Origin of the sequence: Shimia sp. MMG029 (assembly GCF_027947445.1) — a bacterium.
Classification (GTDB): domain Bacteria; phylum Pseudomonadota; class Alphaproteobacteria; order Rhodobacterales; family Rhodobacteraceae; genus Shimia.
Genome location: NZ_JAQJIM010000006.1, coordinates 82,339 through 101,733, shown reverse-complemented (window position 1 = coordinate 101,733; position 19,395 = coordinate 82,339). Strand labels below are relative to the sequence as shown.

Genomic DNA, 19,395 nt, shown 5'->3' with positions numbered 1-19,395 from the left:
CTCCGCTGCCACAGGGGGCAGAAAGGGACAGAATGGCTGAGATCAAAGTGCTGAAACCTGTGCCGGTGTCTGATGGCCCGCTGGGCGTTGTGCAGGCGGGGCCAAAGGCTGTGCCGCGTGGCCGTCGCCGCTGGGGGCTCATGCTGTCTTTTCTGGCGCTGTTTGTTTTGCCTGTTGCCCTGGCTGGCAGCTATTTCGGCTTCATTGCGACAGATCGTTACGCGGCCAGTGCGAGCTTTGTGATCCGATCCCTTGATGGGGGCGGCACACCTGATCTGATGGCGTCTGTCACTGGGTTTCCGGCGAGTGGTGCCAACAATTCTGACAGCTATGTGGTGCGCAACTATCTGGAAAGTCCGGACCTTCTGAGAGAAATCGACGAAGAGCTGAACCTGCGCGGGCACTATTCGCAAGACCATATTGACCTGATTGCCCGCCTTGGGGTGGAGAGCAGTTTTGAGGATATGGTGGACTATTGGCAGTGGCGCATCAGCACGAGTTTTGACAGCACCACCGGCATCGTGAGCTTTGAGGTGCAGGCCTTTGATCCGGGCACGGCGGTGCGCGTGGCGCGCAGTGCCTTGGCGGCGGCCGATCGTCTGGTGAATGAGCTTTCGGAGACCGCGCGCCGGGATTCGGTGCAGTTTGCCGCCGATGAGGTGGCCCGTGCCGAGGAGCGGCTGCGCGCGGTGAGCCTGCAACTGGTCGCCTTTCGCACCGAAAGCGGCACGGTTGACCCGATGGCCAATGCACAGCTGGACGCGGAGCTTTTGTCTTCCCTGGAAACCAAACTGGTGAAGGTGCAATCTCAAATTGATGAGGTGGCCGGATCGGTGGGGGAAAATTCGCCCATTCTGAAACAGCTCAACCGGCAAGCCAGAGCCTATCGCCAGCAGATTGCCGAGCGGCGCAATCTGATTGGGGCCGCTGGGCAGGCCGCCAATGCCAAAACCGCTGAGACGCTGGCGGGCTATGAGGCGTTGCAGATTGAAAAGCAATTCGCAGAGCAGACCTATGCCTCTGCCATGACATCGCTTGAGGCGGCGCGCTTGGATGCAGATCGTCAGCAGCGTTACCTTGGCGTGTTCACCCGCCCCTTTGCACCAAGTGAGCCGGCCTATCCGCTGCGCTTGCGGGACTTTCTGCTGATTGCCGCTGCGGCCTTTGCGTTTTGGGCGATTGCCGCCCTCGTGGGCTATGCCGTGCGCGATCACATGCGGTGAGGGCAGGCAATGCTGCAGGCGATCTGGCTGCAAATGCGGGTGGTGGCGTCGCTGACGCTGCGGGAAACGCGCATGACGTTTGGCACGTCGCACGTGGGTTATCTGTGGGCGATTGCGCAGCCGGTGATTTCGGTCGGTTTTATGGTTGGGCTGTTTTACCTGATCGGGCGGCAGGCCCCATTTGGGGCGTCGCTGGCGCTGTTTTTTGCCACCGCTGTGCTGACGCTCGACCTGTATAACAAGCTTTCTGTGTCGCTGATGCGGGCGTTTACCACCAACAAATCGCTGTTGAACTACCCGATGATCAAAGAGCCGGACACGCTGTTTGCGCGGCTCACGCTGATTGCGCTGACGTTTCTGGTGATCAATGCGCTGGTCTATGGCGGGCTGATGGCGATGGGCTGGGCGGAGCTGCCAGCGCATCCTGAAAGGCTGATCTATGCCTTTGGCACCACATGCTTTTTAGGTTTTGGCGTGGGCGCGATCAATGCGCTGCTGTATCAGCGCACCCAGGCGTGGCAGCACGTCGAAAAGCTGATCGCGCGGCCCTTGTTCTTTCTGTCGGGCGTGTTCTACATTCCGTCAACCCTGCCGCCGGAGGCGGTGGCGGTGCTGAAATGGAACCCGCTTTTGCACATTGTGGAATGGACGCGGGAGGGGTTTTACACCAATTATCGCAGTGATGTGCTCAACATCGCCTATCCGCTGTCGCTGGCCGCCGGTCTGGTGATCCTCGCGCTGTTTGCAGAGCGGATCACCCGCAAACAAAGGGCGTGAGCGATGATCGCCTTTGAGCATGTGAGCAAGGACTATCACGTCAAAGGGGTGCACAAACGCATTCTGGAGGACGCCAGTTATCAGTTTGCCGAGGGCAAAAACATCGCGCTGATGGGGCACAACGGCGTGGGCAAATCCACCATGATGCGGATGATTGCCGGGATTGAGCCGCCCACATCTGGCACGGTGCGTTGCAGCGAAAAGGTCAGCTGGCCTATGGGGTTTTCCAAAGGGTTCAACGGCTTGATGACCGGCGTGGAGAATGTGCGATTTGTCGCGCGGGTCTATGGCTGTGACACAGAGCAGGTGCTGGCGGAGGTGCAGGAGTTTGCCGAACTCGGGCCCTCGCTGGATCTGCCGATTGAGACCTATTCCAGTGGGATGAAGGCGCGCCTTGCCTTTGGGCTGTCATTGGCGATCCGCTTTGACTGTTATCTGGTGGATGAAATCACCGCCGTGGGCGACCAGAGGTTTCGCAAGAAAAGCGAGCAGGCGCTGCGCGCGCGGATCACAGACTCGCGGGTGGTGATGATTTCCCATTCCGAGCGCACGATCCGCGAGTTCTGTGATGAGGGTGTGCTCGCTTATGGCGGCAAGCTTTATCACTATGATGATCTGAACACATTGATCGCGGACTATAAACGCTTCTGCTAAACGAAAGAAAATGCGAGATCTGGTCTGGCTACATGTGCGTTGTGGACGGTTTTGATTTCGTTTTGGTGCGAAAAACGCGCCAGTTTCGTGTTTGTGGGCGAAACTTCCTTGGCGTTTCTTTCGGTTTCAATTAGGACTCGAAAGAAATGGAGGGGAGATGATGAAGGCACGTGCCAAGACCCGCGCCCGTCAGGAAGAGATCCTGAAGCTGCTCAAACAGGCCGGGCGCGCCATGGTTGAGGAGCTGGCGGAGCGGCTCGACACCACGCCGCAAACCATCCGAAAAGACCTGACCATGCTGGCTGAGGACAATCAGATCATCCGCTTCCACGGTGGGGCGACTCTGGCGGCGGGCACGGAATATGCGGGCTTTGATGTGCGCAAGGAAATCATGCGGGATGAAAAGGAAACGATTGGGGCGGCCATCGCTGCTCAAATCCCAAACCATGCCAGCGTGATCCTCAACGGGGGCACCACCACCATGGCTGTGGCCCGCCACCTGAGCCATCATGTCGGGCTAAGCGTGGTTGTGGATTCCGTTCAAATTGCCAATATTTTAAGAGAGTTTCCGGGCGTTCAGGTGATGATTCCGGCTGGTGTCGTGCGGGGGGCGGACGGGGCCATCCTCGGTGCCACGGCGGTTGATTTTATTCGCAAGTTTCGCGCCGATATCGCCGTCGTCGGGGCCGCGGCCATGGGGCGCGATGGCGTTTTGGTGGATTATGATCTTGAGGAAAGCGCGGTCAGCGCGGCGATTATTTCCAGTGCGCGCAACGTGATCCTGGCGCTGGACAGCTCCAAGTTTGGAAGCTTTGCGCCAGTGTCCTTTGGCACGCTGGCGGATGTGAATTCGTTGGTGACAGATGCGCAGTTTGACCCGGAGATGGAAGCCCTCGCCACAGCCCATGATGTGGGCTTCGTGGTGGCGGGGTGAGTCAAATGGGTTGACGTGTAGCTTCGTTTTGTGACCTAATCGAAAAAAACGAAATTACTTTCGATAGAAATGTGGTTTCGGCGCGATATTTTTGGGAGGATATATCGCAATGATGTTGGTCTTGCGGCCTTTGGCTTGGGTGAACACCCACATTTTGCGCCTTTGCAGGCGGTTGGGTGCCTTGGCACTGGCGCTGATGGTCATCGTGATTCTGACACAGGTTTTCTGTCGCTATGTGCTGAACAACGCCTTGGCCTGGCCGGATGAGGCCGCGCGGTTTCTGATGCTGTGGCTGGTTGGGCTGATGGCGCCATCGGCGATGCGCTGGGGCGGGTTTGTGGCGATTGATACGCTGCCCAATATGCTGTCGCGGGTGCCGGGACTGCTACTCAATCTGGTGCTTTTGTGTTTCTCATTTGCGGTGCTGATGATCGCGGTGCAGCACGGGCAGGCGCACACCTTCGGGTTTGGTGGCAACTTTGACAGCTCTTCGCTGCGCGTGCCGCTGGAGTGGGTTGGCGGCGAGGGTTTCAAGATCAAGCTGCGCTATATGTACGGCTCGCTGCTGTTTTGTGTGGTGATGCTGAGCGTGATCACGGTGGAGCTGATCCTGCGCACGATTGTGGCGCTGATCAGCCCGGATACCGAGCTTCCTGACACCGATGAATTTGCTATGGCCATGGGGGCGGCGGACTGATGCTGGCGTTTTTTCTACCGCTTTTTCTGATCTTTCTGATGATCGGCCTGCCGGTGTTTTTTGCGCTGCTGCTGTCGCCGGGTCTGCTGCTCTGGCTCAATGGGCAGGAGCGTGACATCGCGCTGCTCTATCGCAATGTTTACAATGGGATGGACAGCTTTCCGTTGATGGCGTTGCCGTTTTTCGTGCTCGCAGGTGAGTTGATGAACCGGGGCGGGATCACCACGCGCCTCGTGGAGTTTTCCCAAGCTTTGATGGGGCATCTGCGCGGCGGTTTGGCGCATGTGAACATCCTGTCCTCGATCCTCTTTGCTGGGCTGTCGGGATCGGCTGTGGCGGACACGTCGGCGCTGGGGTCCACGCTCATTCCAGCGATGGAAAAGAACGGCTATTCGCGCAAATTTGCGGCGGCGATCACGGCGGCAAGCTCGGTGATCGGGCCGATCATTCCGCCCTCGGGCATCATGATCATCTACGCCTATGTCATGGGCGAGAGTGTGGCCGCGCTGTTCCTTGCGGGGATTGTGCCGGGTGTGCTGGTGGGCGTGGGGCTGATGGTGATGGTGCGCCTGATGGCGGACAAATACGACCTGCCCAAAGCAGAGCGGATCGTGACCGCCGGTCAGAGCATCAGCAAGACCGAAGCGGCATTCAGCTTTGTGCTGCTGCGGATTAATTTTGCCGGTGTGCTCTTTGGGATCTATGCGGCGATCAGCGCCATTCTGTCGGCTTCCGGCACGGTGATCGCGGTAAACGGCTGGTTGGTGTTCCTCGTCTTTCTGCCGATTGCCCATGTGATCCTGCTGCGCATTCGCAGAACGGTGAGCCCGGATTTCCGCATCATCTGCAAAAAGGCGGTGGTGCCGTTGCAGACGCCGATCATCATTCTGGGCGGCATTCTGGTGGGTGTGTTCACCCCGACCGAAGCCTCCGCTGTCGCCGTGGGCTATGCGCTGGTTGTCGGGCTGTTCATTCTGCGTCTGCTGAAAGTGCGCGACCTGCCGGGCATTCTGATGCGCGCGGGGCTGGCAAGCGCGACCGTGCTGCTTTTGGTGGGGGCGGCGGTGGCCTTTAAGACCGTTGTCTCACTGAGCCATGCGCCAGAGACCATGGCGGGCTTCATTCTTGGCCTGTCGGAAAACCCGCTGGTGCTGCTGTTCCTGATCAATGTGTTGCTGTTTGCGGTGGGCATGTTTCTGGATGCGGGGCCGGCGATCATCATTCTGGGGCCAATTCTGGGGCCAATCTTTGTCGATCTGGGTGTGCATCCGGTGCATTTCGCCATCATCATGAGCGTCAACCTGACCGTGGGTCTGGCGACGCCGCCGATGGGGCTTGTGCTGTTTGTGGCCAGTTCGGTTTCCGGGGAACGGGTGGAGACCATCGCCAAGGCGATCCTGCCGTTTCTCGCTGTGGAGGTCTTTGTGATCTTCCTCATCACCTATGTGCCTGCCATTTCCATGACAATACCAAGACTAACGGGATTTGTGCAGTGACATCAATCGCTTGAACGACATCAGGGAGGATAGACATGTTCAGCAAAACCTTTAAGGCAGTGGCGACAGCCGCGCTGGTGGCTAGCAGCGCAATCGCCGCGCAGGCGGCGGATTACACCATTCGCGCGACCGCCAACTCCAATGAAAATGACGAAGATTATGACGGCCTCGTGGTCTTCAAGAACTTTGTGGAAAGCGCGTCCAACGGGGCCATCGCGGTTGAGCTGTTCATCGGCACGCAGCTTTGCTCCAAGGGGGCGGAATGTTTGCAGGGCGTGGCGGATGGCACGATTGATGTCTACATCTCCACCTCTGGTGGCGCGTCGGGGATCTTCCCCTATGTGCAGGTGCTGGACCTGCCCTATCTGATGGCCAATGACCGCATTGCAGAGACCGTTCTGGCGGGGGATTTCACCCGAAAAATGCGCGAGATGGCGCTGGCGGATTCCGGCGACAGCATTCGTCTGATGACCATTGGCAACACCGGCGGCTGGCGCAACTTTGCCAACACCAAACGCCGCGTGGCGTCCCCATCCGACATGGCAGGGCTGAAGATCCGCACCGTGGTGGCCGACCTGCCGCAGGAGCTGGTGCGGGCGCTTGGCGCAAGCCCAACCCCGATCCCATGGCCAGAGCTGTTTACCTCGTTCCAGACCGGTGTGGTGGAAGGCTCCAAAAACGGCATCACCGACATTATGGGCATGAAATTCCCGGATGCGGGTCTGCAGTATGTGACGCTGGATGGGCATGCCTACATGGGCGCGCTGTGGTGGATGAACAACCAGAAGTTCCTTGGCATGCCAGAAGACATGCGCCGTGTGGTTGTGGATGGCTTCTCCGCGCTGCAGCAGGCGACCTTTGCTTCGCCAAAGCGTAAGTCGATCAAAGCTTATGAGGATTTTGTCGCCGGTGGCGGGGATCTTTATGTGCCAACACCTGCGGAAAAGGCTGCGTTCAAAGAGGCTGCCGCGCCGGTTTATGACTGGTTCAAAGGCAACGTGAAAGGTGGCGAAGAGATCTTTGACGCGCTGGCATCTGCCGTGGCGGACGCTGAAGCGGACATCGAAGCCGGTATGGCGTCTGACCTAAACTAAGGCGCTGATTTAGAAAGAAGATTGGTGTCGGGCTGAGGATGCGTTCACGCGGCCCGACACCGCAAAAATCACCGGAATGGATAGAGCCATGTCCGGTAGTCATCCACCAGAATATGGGCTTTTTGAATTTGCTCGTCCGTCATCTTTTTCACCACTTCCTCAAGGGAAATGGCCGCATCAGGATCGCCTCCGATCGCGGAAAGTGTGTACCACATGTAGGCGCGCACGAGATCGGGCGCGGGCATGCCCCGGCCGACCTCGTAGTACCAGCCGATGCCGCTTTGCGCACCGGCGTGGCCCTTGAGCGAGGCGCGCAGGTACCACTCAAAGGCACGGACGTCATCGCGCGCGACACCCAGCCCAAGCGCGTACATCACGCCAATCAATTCTTCGGCTTCGGCATTGCCGCTGTTGGCGGCTGGCAGAAGCTCCTGCATCGCTTTGGTGTACTCTTTGGCATCCATGTAATCCCGGCCGGTTTCGATCTCCGCAAAAACGGGCGTTGTGCTGGCCAAAAGTGCAGCAAAAACAAAGCGTTTCATTCTCTCTCCCTCATCGCAGTTCTTGGCGCTCTCACGTGTGCGCCCGCGTATGGGAGCCCGCTTCCGCAGCCGTTGCAAGAGGATGATTTCATCCAGTTTGATCCGCGTCAGGCCAAGATCGGGCAGCTCTTGTTTTTTGATCCGATCCTGTCGGGCAACCGCAACATTGCCTGCGCCACCTGCCACCATCCGGAGCTGGGGTCCGGCGACGGGCTGAGCCTTGGGATTGGTGAGGGTGGCGATGGGCTGGGGCGGGAGCGGACCCCGGGCACAGGGGACAGCCGGATTGTGAAACGCATCCCGCGCAATGCGCCGGCGCTGTGGAACCTGGCTGCGAAAGAGATCGACATCCTGTTTCACGACGGCCGCCTGTCGGTGAGCGATATTTATGAGACCGGATTTGACAGCCCGGCGCAGGAATGGCTGCCGGATGGCTTGAATTCCATCCTCGCGGCGCAGGCGCTGTTTCCAATGACCGCCGAGTTTGAGATGGCGGGCAACCCGAAGGAAAACCAGATTGCAGGGGCGGTTTATGACCGGATCGACAATGTCTGGCCGATTGTGGCCAAACGGGTGCGGATCATCCCGGAGTATGCGGAGATGTTCATTGACGCCTATGACGATGTGGATCAGGCGCTCGACATCAATATCACCCATATTGTCAATGCTTTGGCGGCCTTTGAAGGCACGGAGTTCAAAAGCTACGACAGCCCGTTTGACGCCTATCTGAACGGCGACGCGGCGGCGCTGAATGCCGAACAAAAGGCTGGAATGGATCTGTTTTACGGCAAGGCGATGTGCAGCAGCTGCCATGCGGGGCCGCTGATGACGGATCAGAAGTTTCACGCGCTGATGCTGCCGCATTTTGGGCCGGGTAAAACGCGCCAATGGGATCCGATTGTGCGCGACGTGGGGCGCATGGGGGCGTCTGATCGGTTGGAGGATGCCTACCGCTTCCGCACGCCCGCGCTGCGCAATGTGGCCTTGACGGCGCCTTATGGCCACAACGGGGCCTACGACAGCCTTGAGGGCATGGTGCGCCATCATATGGACCCGCGCGGCGCCTTTGCGGCGTGGGAAAAGGGCAATGCGGTGCTGCCCGAAGTGCCTTGGCTGGCGAAGGTGGATTTTCTGGCCTTTTCGGACATGCGGGAGCGGGCGCGATTGGCCTCGCGCACCGATATTGAGCGAATAGACCTAGATGACACGGAGGTGGCGCAGATCGTGGCGTTTTTGCATGCGCTGACCGGCACAGAGAGCCTCAAAGGGCGGCTGGGTGTGCCGGAGAGCGTGCCAAGCGGGCTGGAGGTGCCGGAATGAGCAGGATCCTGTGCGTCGGCGCGGCGGTGGTGGATTTTGTTTTCCACCTGCCAGTTTTGCCCACTAGGGCGGAGAAATATGGCACCGAAGAGGCGAATATCGTGGGGGGCGGCTGTGCGGCCAACGCCGCCGTGGCGATTGCGCGGATGGGCGGCGCGGCCGTGCTGGGCGCGCGGCTGGGGGAAGACAGCATTGGCGACATGATCGTGGCGGATCTTGCGCGTGAAGGCGTGGATGTCTCAAACGTCACGCGCACGGAAGGCGCGCAGAGTTCCTATTCGTCGGTGCTGATTGATGCGCAGGGCGAGCGTCAGATTGTGAATTTCCGCGGGGCTGGGCTGGTGCTGGCGACCGACTGGTTTGACAGCCTCACCGATCTTGGTGCGGTTCTGACGGACACGCGGCGGGTGGATGCGGCGCTGGCGGCTCTCACGCTGGCGCGTGCGCGCGGCATTCCCGGCATTCTGGATGGGGAAGCGCCGATTAATCCGGCGCTGATGGGGGCTGCGAGCCATGTGGCGCTGTCGATGCAGGGGCTGCGCGCGCTTTATCCGGCAGCGGGTATCGAAGACGCGCTTTTGCAGATCGCGGAGGACCACGGCTGTTGGGCTTGTGTGACCGATGGCGCGGAGGGTGTCTGGTTCACAGACGGGGATGTGGTGCGCCATGTGGCGGCCTTCTCGATCAAGCCAATAGATACGCTGGGTGCGGGCGACGTCTGGCACGGCATTTTTGCGCTGATGCTTGCAGAGGGCATGGGCGCTGAAGAGGCAATCCGTCACGCAAACGGCGCGGCGGCCCTGAAATGTTTGACAAAAGGCGGGCGGACGGGCGCACCAAGCCGCGCTCAGCTCAACGACTTCCTTAAGGAGACGAAGGTATGATTTCCCTGACACCCGGCAAGCTGAGCGGCATGCGCCGCATGGCCGATGAGAACGGCATTTACAAGATGACCGCCGTGGATCAGCGCCCGCCGATCAAGGGCCCGATTGCGAAACATCACGGGGTGGAGACCGCGCCGTGGGAGGAGGTCGCAAAGTTCAAAGGCATGTTGGTGGAGACGCTTCAGGCGCATTCTACTGCGATGCTACTCGACCCGCATTATGCCATTCCCTACAGCTTTGACACGCTCTTGCCCCACAAAGGCCTGGTGGTCACGCTGGAGGACAGCCTGTTCAAGGAAACCCCCGGTGGGCGGCTGTCTGACAGCATCGACAACTGGTCGGTGGGCAAGATCAAGCGCATGGGTGGTGACGCGGTGAAGGTGCTGGCCTGGTATCGGCCGGATGCCTCAGACGCGGTCAATCAGGCGCAGAAGGATTACGTGAAACAGGTGGGCGAAGCCTGTGCGAAATATGACATTCCTTTCCTGTTTGAGCTGTTGGTTTATCCGCTGGCGGCAGACGCCCATCAGACCAAGGAATACGTGGAGATGAAGGGCAAGAAGGCCGATGACGTGCTGAAATCGGTCGAGGAATTTGCCAAGGCCGACTACGGCGTGGATGTGTTTAAGCTGGAAAGCCCAGTGAATGCGGCGGATGCGGATGGCTCTGCCGAAGTGCAGGCGGTGTTTGACGAGATGGGGCGTCTTGCCGGGCGGCCATGGGTGATGTTGTCTGCGGGCGCGGGCAAGGCGGAGTTCCGCAATGTGCTGGCGCATGCCTTCAAAGCGGGCGCGAGCGGGTTTCTGGCGGGGCGGGCGATCTGGCTCGATGCGTTCAACGCCTATCCGGACTGGGACGCGGTGCGCGCCGGGCTTGAGGGTGACGCGGTGGATTACATGAAAGACATCTCTGCCCTGGCGGATGCGCAGGCGGCCAATTGGGCGCAGCACAGCTGTTATGGCGCAGGCGGCGCGCGTCTGGCAGCCGATGGCGCCGGCTTCCGCAACAGTTACGCAGATATCTGAGGGCTTAAGCGCATGAAACTCGGCATTCTTCCATTGGGGCGTCCCACCTTTGACGTGCCCTTTGCAGAGGAAAACCTAACCGCGATGTTGACGGCTTTGGACGCGACCGGCCATGAGATTGTTGGCCCGCGCGCGCTGCTGTTTGATGAGGCGGCAACCAAGGCAGGCATCGCGGCACTGCAGGCTGGAGAGGTGGATCAGGTGATGATCCTGCAGGTGACGTTCACCGATGCGTCCATGACCGTGGCGATTGGCGCGGCGTTTGAACAGCCGCTGTCGATCTGGTCGATCCCGGAGCCGCGTTTGGGCGGGCGGCTGCGGCTGAACTCTTTCTGTGGGCTCAATCTGGCGAGCCATGCTTTGGGTCTGAATGGTCGCGCCTTTGGCTGGCTTTATGCGGACCCCACAAGCGATGTGACGGCGGATCTGACGGCGATGCTTGCGGGCGCGCGGCCTTCGGGCAAGCTGGCGCTGGGCGCGGTGCCGGAAGCCACGGACGTGGGGCGCGCGATTGCCGAAGCGGTGAACGGGCAGCGGATTGCGCGGATTGGCGAGCATCCGGCGGGGTTTGACACCTGTGCCTATGACAAGGCGGATATGAAGGCGCTGTCCGGCGTTGAGGTGGATGAACTGGCGCTGGAGGATCTGTTTGATCTGGCCCGCGCTGTGTCTCCCGAGGCCGCCGCCGAAGTGCGCAAACAGGCGGATGCGGAACTGTCGGGGCTGGATGAAGTGGACCCGGAAGAGCTGGACCGCTCACTGCGCCTGAAAGTGGGGCTGGATACGCTCAAAGCAAAAGGCGGCTACGGGGCCTTTGCCATTCGCTGCTGGCCGGAGACGTTTACCGAATATGGCGGCGCGGTCTGTGGCCCGGCCTCGATGATGGGCGAGGCGCGGGTGCCTTGCGCCTGTGAGGCGGATGTGTACGGCGCGCTGACACAGATGGTTCTGGCGGCGGCTTCGGATGCGCCGGTGTTTCTGACCGATCTGGTGGATATGGACGCGGGGGATGACACTGGCGTGGTCTGGCACTGTGGGCAGGCGCCGATCTCGATGATCGAGGCGGATGTGCAGGCTGAGGCCACCATTCACACCAACCGCAAGCAACCGCTGCTCTATCAGTTTCCGCTGAAGGCGGGGGAGGTCACGCTGATGCGGATCAGTCAGGCGCACGGGCGGCCCCATATGGTTTTGAGCCATGCCATGATGCTGACGCGGCCGATGGCCTTTACCGGCACCTCCGGGGTCTTGCGTTTTGGGCGCGGGGCGGGTGATGTGCTGACCGATATCATTGCGAGCGGGCTCGAGCATCATATGGCGCTGGCCTATGGCGATCATCGGGACGCCCTGCGTGGCGCTGCGGGGTCCATGGGGCTGCCGCTTTTGGAGATTTAAGATGACGATACGATATGGCCTGATCGGGTCAGGCATGATGGGGCAGGAGCATATCCGCAACCTCACCCTGCTTCAGGGCTGTGAGGTGACAGCGGTGAGCGACCCGGATGCGGGGATGCGCCAGCTGTCGGTGGACAGCTCGGGCGGAACGGCCAAGGCCTTTGGCGACTATAAAGAGATGCTTGGGTCCGGTCTGGTGGATGCGCTGTTGATTGCGGCGCCCAATGACACGCATCATGAAATCCTGCTGGATGTGCTGGAGACACCGCACCCGATATTGGTGGAAAAGCCGCTGTGCACCACATCGGCGCATTGTTCCGAGGTGCTGGCCAAGGCTGAGGGGCGGGAGGCCCCGGTGTGGGTGGCGATGGAGTATCGCTATATGCCGCCGGTTCAGCGCCTGCTGAAGGAATTGAGCGAGGGCACCGTGGGCACGCCGCGCATGATGGCGATCCGCGAGCACCGCTTTCCGTTTCTGGAAAAAGTCGGCGACTGGAACCGCTTTAACGCGCGCACGGGCGGCACATTGGTGGAGAAATGCTGCCACTTCTGGGATTTGATGCGGCTGACGCTGCAGAGCGATCCGGTGCGGGTTTATGCCAGCGCGGGTGTGGACGTGAACCATCTGGACGAGGCTTATGACGGGCAGGTGCCCGATATTCTGGACAACGCCTTTGTCACGGTGGAATTCGCCAATGGCGCGCGCGGGATGCTGGATCTGTGCATGTTTGCAGAAGGCTCCTACTGGCAGGAAACCATTGCCGTGACTGGAGAAAAGGCGCGGGTGGAAGCGAAAGTGCCCGGGCCAGCGCGGTTCACTCATGACGGCAAAGAGCGCCACAGCGAGGTGGAGATCAGCCACCGCGCGACCAAAGAGGTGGTGCGCGAAGAGATCGAGGTGGATGAATCGGTCCTGCAGGCAGGGGATCACCATGGCTCGACCTATTTTCAGCACGAACGCTTCCGCGATCTGGTGCAAAGCGGGCAGGGTGAACCCGAAGTGAGCCTTGAGGATGGGCTGTGGTCGGTGCGTGTGGGCGAGGCGGCCGAAGAAAGTGCACGCAGCGGGCAGGCGGTGATCCTGTGAGCGCGGTTTGGGGGCAAATGCCCGATGGCAGCGCGGTGCATCGGATCACGCTCACGGGTGGCGGGCTGACTGCCCATCTGCTGACCTATGGGGCGGTATTGCAGAATTTGCGGCTTGTGGGGCATGACGCGCCTTTGGTGCTGGGGTTCGCGGAATTTGCGCCCTATCTGACCCATTCGCCGTATTTCGGGGCCACAGCGGGGCGGTTTGCGAACCGCATTCGGGACGGGCATCTGGCGCTTGATGGGCAGAGCTATCAGCTCGATCGCAACTTCATCGGCAAGCACACGCTGCACGGTGGGGCGGACAGCATGGGCAAGCGCCTTTGGGAGATCGCGGCGGAGGCGGAAGACAGCGCAACGTTGCAGATCACGTTGCCTGATGGCCATATGGGCTTTCCCGGAACGTTGACCGCGCGGGTGACATTTGCGCTCCTGCCCGGTGGGGTGTTGGACATTCGCATGAGTGCCGAAACGGATCAGACCACGCTCTGTAGTCTGGCGCACCACAGCTACTTCAAACTGGATGATGCAGAGACGATTTCAGATCACAGTCTCCAGATTGCTGCAGAGACCTATCTGCCGGTGGATGCGGAGCTGATCCCAACCGGTGAACAGACACCTGTTGCGGGCACCGGCTTTGATTTCCGCCAAGGCGCGCCCGTGAAACAGGCGCATCCGGTGGATCACAATTTCTGCTTGTCGGACAAACGCGAAGCCTTGCGTCCGGTGGCCGTGCTTAAATCTGCCGCATCCGGGGTGACAATGCGCTGTTTGACCACCGAGCCGGGTTTACAGGTTTATGATGGCACCCATATCGATATAGCGCTGCCCGGATTGGATGGGCGCGCCATGGGGGGCTTCAGTGGGCTTGCGATGGAACCGCAAGTCTGGCCAGATGCGCCGCATCACGCGACATTCCCACAGGCCGTGCTGCGGCCTGGTGAGACTTATCAACAACACACGCAGTTCGTCTTTTCGAAAGGGCAAACATGAGCAACTTCAACGGATTGATGCTGGAAGCCAACCTGATTGGTGGCCAGTGGGTGGGCGCAGACAATGACGCGACCACAGAGATCACAAATCCTGCAACCGGCGCGGTGCTTGGCACGGTGCCAGACGCGGGTGGCGCAGAAACTGAGCGCGCTATTGCCGCCGCGTCCCAAGCGTTCAAAAGCTGGTCCAAAACCACGCTGGCAGAGCGCGTGGGCCTGCTGCACAAGCTGCATGATGCGCTGATGGACAATCAGGAAGACCTTGCGCAGTTGCTGACCGCAGAGCAGGGCAAGCCGCTGTTTGAGGCGCGCGGTGAAATCGCGATTGGCGCGGCCTATGTGCGCTGGTTTGCCGAGGAAATCCGACGCACCAAAGGCGAGATCATTCCGGCCCCCAGCAATGACAAACGCCTGCTGGTGACCCACCATCCGGTGGGCGTGGTTGGCATGATCACCCCGTGGAATTTCCCAAGCTCCATGCTGGCGCGCAAGATTGCGCCTGCGCTGGCGGCAGGCTGTACCGTGGTTGCCAAACCTGCGCCCCAGACGCCTTATAGCGGTCTGGCCTGGGGCAAGCTTTGCCAAGACGTCGGCTTCCCGGATGGGGTTGTGAACATTGTGACCGGCGATGCGCCTGCGATTGGCGGCGCGATCATGAGCGACAAAGCGGTGCGCAAAGTGACCTTCACCGGCTCCACGGGTGTGGGCAAACTGTTGCTGCGTCAGGCGGCGGATCAGGTGAAGAAGGTCTCCATGGAGCTGGGCGGCAATGCGCCGTTCATCGTGTTTGACGACGCCGATCTCGATGCCGCTGTCGAAGGCGCAATGATTGCGAAGTTCCGCAACATGGGGCAGACCTGTGTCTGTACCAACCGCTTCTATGTGCAAGCGGGTATTCATGATGCCTTTGTGACCAAGCTGAAAGATGCGATTGCGGCGATGAAGATTGGCGATGGCACCCAGGATGGCGTGGTGCAGGGGCCGTTGATTGACGAGAATGCGGTCAAAAAGGTGGAAGGCATGATTGCCGACGCCAAGGCCAAAGGCGGCGAGGTTGTGCTGGGCGGCGGACGCCATGCGCTGGGTCAGACTTTCTTTGAGCCGACCCTGATCACTGGCGCGACATCGGAGATGCAGTTCACGTCTGACGAGATCTTTGGCCCGCTGGCGGCGATCTACAAGTTTGAGGACGAAGACGACGCAGTGGCGGCGGCCAATGCCACCGACTACGGCCTCGCGGCCTATGCCTATACCAAAGATCTCGCGCGTGCGTTCCGCATGAACGAAAATCTGGAGTACGGCATGGTGGGCGTGAATTCCGGGCTGATCACAACTGTCGAGGCGCCCTTTGGCGGCGTGAAAGAAAGCGGCATGGGCAAAGAGGGCGGCAGCCAAGGTTTGGATGATTATATGATCACCAAATACACCTGTGTGGCCGGGCTCTAAGACCCATTTGGGAGGAGACCTCTGATGATTTTGATCACAGAGTTCATGGACGATGCGGCGGTTGGGCGGCTCAAGGCGGCCCACGCCACCACCTACGCGCCAGAGCTGGCCGATGCGCAGGGGGATATTCCTGCGCAGATGGCCGGAGTGCAGGCGCTGATTGTGCGCAACCGGACGCAGGTCACGGCTGCGTTGCTCGATGCGGCGCCAGAGCTGAAATGCGTTGGGCGCTTGGGTGTCGGGCTCGACAATATCGACGTGGCGGCCTGTGAGGCGCGGGGCGTGGAGGTGATGCCTGCGCTTGGGGCCAATACGCTCTCAGTGGCGGAATATGTGGTGACCAATGCCGCCATTCTGCTGCGTGACGCCTATCAGGCCAATGAGGCGATGCTGGCTGGTGATTGGCCGCGCGCGCAGTGTTCTGGCCGTGAGGCGGGTGGGCGTGTGCTTGGTCTGCTGGGTTTTGGCGCCAATGCGCAGGAAACCGGGCGTCTGGCGCGGGCCATGGGGATGACGCTGATCGCCTACGATCCGTATTTGCCGGAAGATCACCCGGCGTGGCAGCATGCCGAGCGCGGCGAGATTGCGGATGTGTTGGCCAAGGCAGATGTGGTGAGTCTGCATGTGCCGTTGACCGATCAGACGCGCCATATGATGAATGCTGCGGCTTTTGCCCAGATGAAACCGGGGGCTGTGGTGATCAATGCGGCGCGGGGCGGTGTGCTTGATGAAGCGGCGTTGGTGGCGGCGATGCGGTCTGGCCACATCGCAGGCGCGGCACTGGATGTTTTTGAAACCGAACCTCTGACGCAAGATGCGGCAGAGACATTCAAAGGGGTCAGCAATTTGATCCTGACCCCGCATATCGCGGGGGTCACGCAGGACAGCAATGTGCGCGTGAGTGCAATGATCGCCGATCTGGTGCTTGACCGGTTGGCGTGAGCCAAAGTTAAGGGAGGAACGATGGCTACAAAGATGGATCAGCAGATCGTCAATGATCTGAAGGCAGCGGGGATCGACTATGTCACCTCGGTGCCGTGTAAACAGCTGGCGGGCGTGATTGAGGTGCTTGATGAGACCTCAGAGATTATGCACATGCCCTCCAACAAGGAAGACGAAGGCATGGGGCTGTGCGCCGGGGCCTATATGGGCGGCATGAAGCCCTGCATCGTGATGCAGAACACCGCGCTGGGCGTGGTGGTGAACACGCTGGCGACGCTCATCCAATTCTATCAGATCCCGCTGCCGATGCTGATTTCCTATCGTGGGGAAGTGGGTGAGCCGGTGGCCTGTCAGGTGGAGATGGCGCTGCACACCAAGGCGATCCTGAACCAGCTGCACATTCCGACCTATCACTTCCACAAGCCGGAGGACGCCGCCGAGCTGCCGGGCATTCTGGAGTATTGTCAGATGTCGTCCAAACCGGTCGCCATTCTTTGTGACGCATCTTTCTGGAGGGCCTCGGCATGATCCGCAATGACGTATTTCAGACGCTGAAACCGATCATCAGCGAGCATCTTTTGGTCTGTAACATTGGCGCGCCGAGCCAGGAGCTGCATGCGATGGACGATCAGCCGTCCAATTTCTACATGCTGGGCACCATGGGGCTGGCGTCCTCCATCGGTCTGGGGCTGGCAGCGGCGCAGGACAAGCCAGTGATCGCAATTGACGGGGACGGCTCTGTTCTGACGAACCTCGGCACGCTGGCGACCATTGGCAACAATGCGCAGGGCAACTTTACGCTGTTGATCATCGACAATGGCTCTTATGGCTCCACCGGGGATCAGCCGACCTATGCGGGCATGAGCACCGATCTGGCGGCCGTGGCTCGTGCCTGCGGTGCGCAGAACGTACAGACTGTTTCGGCGGAGGACACGGCTGCGGCGGTGCAGGCCGCGATTGCCAGTGACGAGATGACCATCATCGTGTCGAAATGTGAGAGCGGCAATGTGAAGGTGCCGGTGATCAAGACCAATCCGATCGTGATCCGCGAGCGCTTTATGGAAGAGGTGCGGCGCTGAGCGCTTTGCCGACTGAACAAAAGTTCATCGAAACCCAAAGGGGCACCATTCCGAGTGCCCTTTTTTTATTGGGTCAGACGGATTTGCGCTTTGGTGCGGAGAAAAAAGGAGGCGGTTGTGGCTTGATAATTCTCGCGCGGGCGTGGATCATCGCGCCACCAACTTTATCAGGGGAGTGAAATTGATGAAGTTCAAAACAATGATGCTGGCGACCGCTGCGATGGTGGCGATGCCAATGCTGGCACAAGCGGAAACCCTGCGCTGGGCGCGTGCGGGTGATGCGCTGACACTTGACCCACATGCACAGAACGAAGGCCCGACATCGGCGCTGGCGCACCAGATCATGGAAACGCTGGTGATGCGTGACCATGCGGGTGCGATGGTGCCATCGCTGGCCACCGAATGGGGTCCGTCTGCGGACAATCCAAATGTGTGGGTGTTCAAACTGCGCGAAGGTGTGACCTTCCATGATGGCGCAAGTTTTGACAGCGAAGATGTGAAATTTTCGCTTGACCGCGCGATGACCGAAGACTCGGATTACAAAGAGCTGCTGGCCTCCGTGAAAGAGGTGCGCGCCACTGACGCTTACACGATTGAGATTGAGACCAACGGTCCCAACCCGATCATGGCCAACAACCTGACCAATATGTTCATCATGGACAAAGACTGGGCAGAGGCCAACAACGCCACCAAGGTGCAGGACTATGAAGGCGGCGAAGACACCTTTGCAGCCAAGAACGCCAACGGCACCGGCCCTTATAAGCTGGTCAGCCGCGAGCCGGACGTGAAAACCGTTCTGGCCATCAACGAGAACTACTGGGGCAAAGATGAATTCCCGCTTCAGGTGACAGAGATCATCTATACTCCGATCCAGAACGCAGCGACCCGTGTGGCGGCGCTTCTGTCCAGTGAGGTGGACTTCATTCAGGACGTGCCGGTGCAGGATCTGGGCCGTGTGGATAGCACCGCAGGTCTGGACGTGCGCACCGCGCCACAGAACCGCGTGATCTTCTTCGGTATGAATCAGGCGGCAGAAGATATTGCGAATGATGATGTGGACGGTGTGAACCCCATGTCTGATGTGCGTGTGCGCAAGGCGATGTCCATGGCGATTGACCGCAAAGCGATCATGAAGGTTGTGATGCGTGGCCAGTCTGCGCCTGCGGGCATGATTGCACCGCCGTTTGTGAACGGCTGGAACGAGGCAATGGACAGCTCCTCCACCACCGATATCGAAGGCGCGAAGGCGCTGATGGCGGAAGCGGGTTATGCGGACGGCTTTGGCATCACGCTGAACTGCCCGAATGACCGCTATGTCAACGATGAGAAGATCTGTCAGGCGGCTGTGGGCATGCTCGCGAAAATTGGCGTGAAGGTGAACCTTGACGCGAAGCCGAAAGCACAGCACTTCCCGCTGCTCAGCAATCTGGAAACAGATTTCTACATGCTGGGCTGGGGTGTTCCGACCTATGACTCCGAGTATATCTTCAACTTCCTTGCCCACTCCAAAGGCGAGAAGTATGGCTCCTGGAACGCAACCCGCTTTGCGGATGCGGATCTCGATGCGAAGATCGAAGCACTGGCCGGTGAAACCGATCTGGAGAAGCGCAACGGCATGATCAATGAGATCTGGCAGGTTGTTCAGGATCAGCAACTATATATCCCGATCCACCACCAGGTGCTGAACTGGGGCATGAAAGAGAACGTCGGCACCATCGTGGAGCCGGAAGATTCTCCGAAGTTCAAGTACTTTGAAATGAACTAAGCTCGCGGGTTTAGAACAATCAGAAACCCCCGCAGTTTGCG

At 59.8% G+C, this 19,395-nt stretch carries 19 protein-coding genes; 18 read left to right on the top strand and 1 reads right to left on the bottom strand.

Annotated elements, in window-relative coordinates; all coding sequences use genetic code 11:
- Positions 1-32 precede the first annotated feature (32 nt).
- The 7 genes from PJL69_RS14710 (at position 33) to PJL69_RS14680 (ending at position 6,875) form a co-directional block, all read left to right on the top strand.
- Positions 33-1,223, top strand: coding sequence for a hypothetical protein (locus PJL69_RS14710; protein WP_271310328.1), 1,191 nt, complete (start codon positions 33-35; stop codon positions 1,221-1,223).
- Between the two features lie 9 nt (positions 1,224-1,232).
- Positions 1,233-2,000, top strand: a complete 768-nt coding sequence (locus PJL69_RS14705) for an ABC transporter permease (RefSeq protein ID WP_271310327.1) — start codon at positions 1,233-1,235, stop codon at positions 1,998-2,000.
- Positions 2,001-2,003: 3 nt separating this feature from the next.
- On the top strand, positions 2,004-2,654 hold the full coding sequence (locus tag PJL69_RS14700; RefSeq protein WP_209099897.1) for an ABC transporter ATP-binding protein: 651 nt from the start codon (positions 2,004-2,006) through the stop codon (positions 2,652-2,654).
- 157 nt (positions 2,655-2,811) lie between these two features.
- Complete coding sequence (locus tag PJL69_RS14695; protein ID WP_271310326.1) at positions 2,812-3,588, top strand: DeoR/GlpR family DNA-binding transcription regulator; 777 nt, start codon at positions 2,812-2,814, stop codon at positions 3,586-3,588.
- A gap of 109 nt (positions 3,589-3,697) precedes the next feature.
- Positions 3,698-4,285, top strand: coding sequence for a TRAP transporter small permease (locus tag PJL69_RS14690; protein WP_271310325.1), 588 nt, complete (start codon positions 3,698-3,700; stop codon positions 4,283-4,285).
- Positions 4,285-5,781 carry a TRAP transporter large permease gene (locus PJL69_RS14685; RefSeq protein ID WP_271310324.1) on the top strand — a complete coding sequence of 499 codons (1,497 nt, stop codon included), beginning with the start codon at positions 4,285-4,287 and terminating at the stop codon, positions 5,779-5,781. Before PJL69_RS14690 ends, PJL69_RS14685 begins: the two co-directional genes overlap by 1 nt.
- A gap of 35 nt (positions 5,782-5,816) precedes the next feature.
- Entirely contained in the window at positions 5,817-6,875 is a 1,059-nt protein-coding gene (locus PJL69_RS14680) for a TRAP transporter substrate-binding protein (RefSeq protein WP_271310323.1), read from the top strand.
- Between the two features lie 68 nt (positions 6,876-6,943).
- Here PJL69_RS14680 and PJL69_RS14675 read toward each other — a convergent pair whose 3' ends face one another.
- Entirely contained in the window at positions 6,944-7,417 is a 474-nt protein-coding gene (locus tag PJL69_RS14675) for a tetratricopeptide repeat protein (protein ID WP_271310322.1), read from the bottom strand.
- A 72-nt stretch (positions 7,418-7,489) separates the two neighbouring features.
- Here PJL69_RS14675 and PJL69_RS14670 point away from each other — a divergent pair, with 72 nt between their 5' ends.
- The 11 genes from PJL69_RS14670 to PJL69_RS14620 all read left to right on the top strand — a co-directional run bounded on the left by PJL69_RS14670 (position 7,490) and on the right by PJL69_RS14620 (position 19,354).
- Positions 7,490-8,737 (top strand): cytochrome-c peroxidase, encoded by a 1,248-nt coding sequence (locus tag PJL69_RS14670; protein ID WP_271310321.1) that lies wholly within the window; start codon positions 7,490-7,492, stop codon positions 8,735-8,737.
- A complete protein-coding gene (locus PJL69_RS14665) occupies positions 8,734-9,621 on the top strand; it encodes a PfkB family carbohydrate kinase (RefSeq protein ID WP_271310320.1) in 888 nt (295 codons plus the stop codon). Before PJL69_RS14670 ends, PJL69_RS14665 begins: the two co-directional genes overlap by 4 nt.
- Entirely contained in the window at positions 9,618-10,646 is a 1,029-nt protein-coding gene (locus PJL69_RS14660; RefSeq protein WP_271310319.1) for a tagatose 1,6-diphosphate aldolase, read from the top strand. The genes PJL69_RS14665 and PJL69_RS14660 overlap by 4 nt, the downstream gene beginning before the upstream one ends.
- A 12-nt stretch (positions 10,647-10,658) precedes the next feature.
- Positions 10,659-12,041 (top strand): L-fucose/L-arabinose isomerase family protein, encoded by a 1,383-nt coding sequence (locus tag PJL69_RS14655; protein WP_271310318.1) that lies wholly within the window; start codon positions 10,659-10,661, stop codon positions 12,039-12,041.
- A gap of 1 nt (position 12,042) precedes the next feature.
- Positions 12,043-13,128 (top strand): Gfo/Idh/MocA family protein, encoded by a 1,086-nt coding sequence (locus PJL69_RS14650; RefSeq protein ID WP_271310317.1) that lies wholly within the window; start codon positions 12,043-12,045, stop codon positions 13,126-13,128.
- On the top strand, positions 13,125-14,123 hold the full coding sequence (locus PJL69_RS14645) for an aldose epimerase family protein (protein WP_271310316.1): 999 nt from the start codon (positions 13,125-13,127) through the stop codon (positions 14,121-14,123). The genes PJL69_RS14650 and PJL69_RS14645 overlap by 4 nt, the downstream gene beginning before the upstream one ends.
- Positions 14,120-15,568, top strand: coding sequence for an NAD-dependent succinate-semialdehyde dehydrogenase (locus tag PJL69_RS14640; RefSeq protein WP_271310315.1), 1,449 nt, complete (start codon positions 14,120-14,122; stop codon positions 15,566-15,568). The genes PJL69_RS14645 and PJL69_RS14640 overlap by 4 nt, the downstream gene beginning before the upstream one ends.
- 24 nt (positions 15,569-15,592) lie before the next feature.
- Positions 15,593-16,510, top strand: a complete 918-nt coding sequence (locus tag PJL69_RS14635) for a hydroxyacid dehydrogenase (RefSeq protein ID WP_271310314.1) — start codon at positions 15,593-15,595, stop codon at positions 16,508-16,510.
- A 21-nt stretch (positions 16,511-16,531) separates the two neighbouring features.
- Positions 16,532-17,038, top strand: a complete 507-nt coding sequence (gene comD / locus PJL69_RS14630; RefSeq protein ID WP_271310313.1) for a sulfopyruvate decarboxylase subunit alpha — start codon at positions 16,532-16,534, stop codon at positions 17,036-17,038.
- A complete protein-coding gene (gene comE, locus PJL69_RS14625; protein ID WP_271310312.1) occupies positions 17,035-17,589 on the top strand; it encodes a sulfopyruvate decarboxylase subunit beta in 555 nt (184 codons plus the stop codon). The genes comD and comE overlap by 4 nt, the downstream gene beginning before the upstream one ends.
- 184 nt (positions 17,590-17,773) lie before the next feature.
- Complete coding sequence (locus PJL69_RS14620) at positions 17,774-19,354, top strand: ABC transporter substrate-binding protein (protein ID WP_271310311.1); 1,581 nt, start codon at positions 17,774-17,776, stop codon at positions 19,352-19,354.
- The last annotated feature ends 41 nt before the right edge of the window (positions 19,355-19,395 follow it).

What these genes read in the sequence shown, in the direction of transcription:
- PJL69_RS14710 (WP_271310328.1), top strand. Translation starts at nt 33, where the DNA reads ATGGCTGAGATCAAAGTGCTGAAACCTGTGCCGGTGTCTGATGGCCCG.
- PJL69_RS14705 (WP_271310327.1), top strand. Translation starts at nt 1,233, where the DNA reads ATGCTGCAGGCGATCTGGCTGCAAATGCGGGTGGTGGCGTCGCTGACG.
- PJL69_RS14700 (WP_209099897.1), top strand. Translation starts at nt 2,004, where the DNA reads ATGATCGCCTTTGAGCATGTGAGCAAGGACTATCACGTCAAAGGGGTG.
- PJL69_RS14695 (WP_271310326.1), top strand. Translation starts at nt 2,812, where the DNA reads ATGATGAAGGCACGTGCCAAGACCCGCGCCCGTCAGGAAGAGATCCTG.
- PJL69_RS14690 (WP_271310325.1), top strand. Translation starts at nt 3,698, where the DNA reads ATGATGTTGGTCTTGCGGCCTTTGGCTTGGGTGAACACCCACATTTTG.
- PJL69_RS14685 (WP_271310324.1), top strand. Translation starts at nt 4,285, where the DNA reads ATGCTGGCGTTTTTTCTACCGCTTTTTCTGATCTTTCTGATGATCGGC.
- PJL69_RS14680 (WP_271310323.1), top strand. Translation starts at nt 5,817, where the DNA reads ATGTTCAGCAAAACCTTTAAGGCAGTGGCGACAGCCGCGCTGGTGGCT.
- PJL69_RS14675 (WP_271310322.1), bottom strand. Translation starts at nt 7,417, where the DNA reads ATGAAACGCTTTGTTTTTGCTGCACTTTTGGCCAGCACAACGCCCGTT.
- PJL69_RS14665 (WP_271310320.1), top strand. Translation starts at nt 8,734, where the DNA reads ATGAGCAGGATCCTGTGCGTCGGCGCGGCGGTGGTGGATTTTGTTTTC.
- PJL69_RS14660 (WP_271310319.1), top strand. Translation starts at nt 9,618, where the DNA reads ATGATTTCCCTGACACCCGGCAAGCTGAGCGGCATGCGCCGCATGGCC.
- PJL69_RS14655 (WP_271310318.1), top strand. Translation starts at nt 10,659, where the DNA reads ATGAAACTCGGCATTCTTCCATTGGGGCGTCCCACCTTTGACGTGCCC.
- PJL69_RS14650 (WP_271310317.1), top strand. Translation starts at nt 12,043, where the DNA reads ATGACGATACGATATGGCCTGATCGGGTCAGGCATGATGGGGCAGGAG.
- PJL69_RS14640 (WP_271310315.1), top strand. Translation starts at nt 14,120, where the DNA reads ATGAGCAACTTCAACGGATTGATGCTGGAAGCCAACCTGATTGGTGGC.
- PJL69_RS14635 (WP_271310314.1), top strand. Translation starts at nt 15,593, where the DNA reads ATGATTTTGATCACAGAGTTCATGGACGATGCGGCGGTTGGGCGGCTC.
- comD (WP_271310313.1), top strand. Translation starts at nt 16,532, where the DNA reads ATGGCTACAAAGATGGATCAGCAGATCGTCAATGATCTGAAGGCAGCG.
- comE (WP_271310312.1), top strand. Translation starts at nt 17,035, where the DNA reads ATGATCCGCAATGACGTATTTCAGACGCTGAAACCGATCATCAGCGAG.
- PJL69_RS14620 (WP_271310311.1), top strand. Translation starts at nt 17,774, where the DNA reads ATGAAGTTCAAAACAATGATGCTGGCGACCGCTGCGATGGTGGCGATG.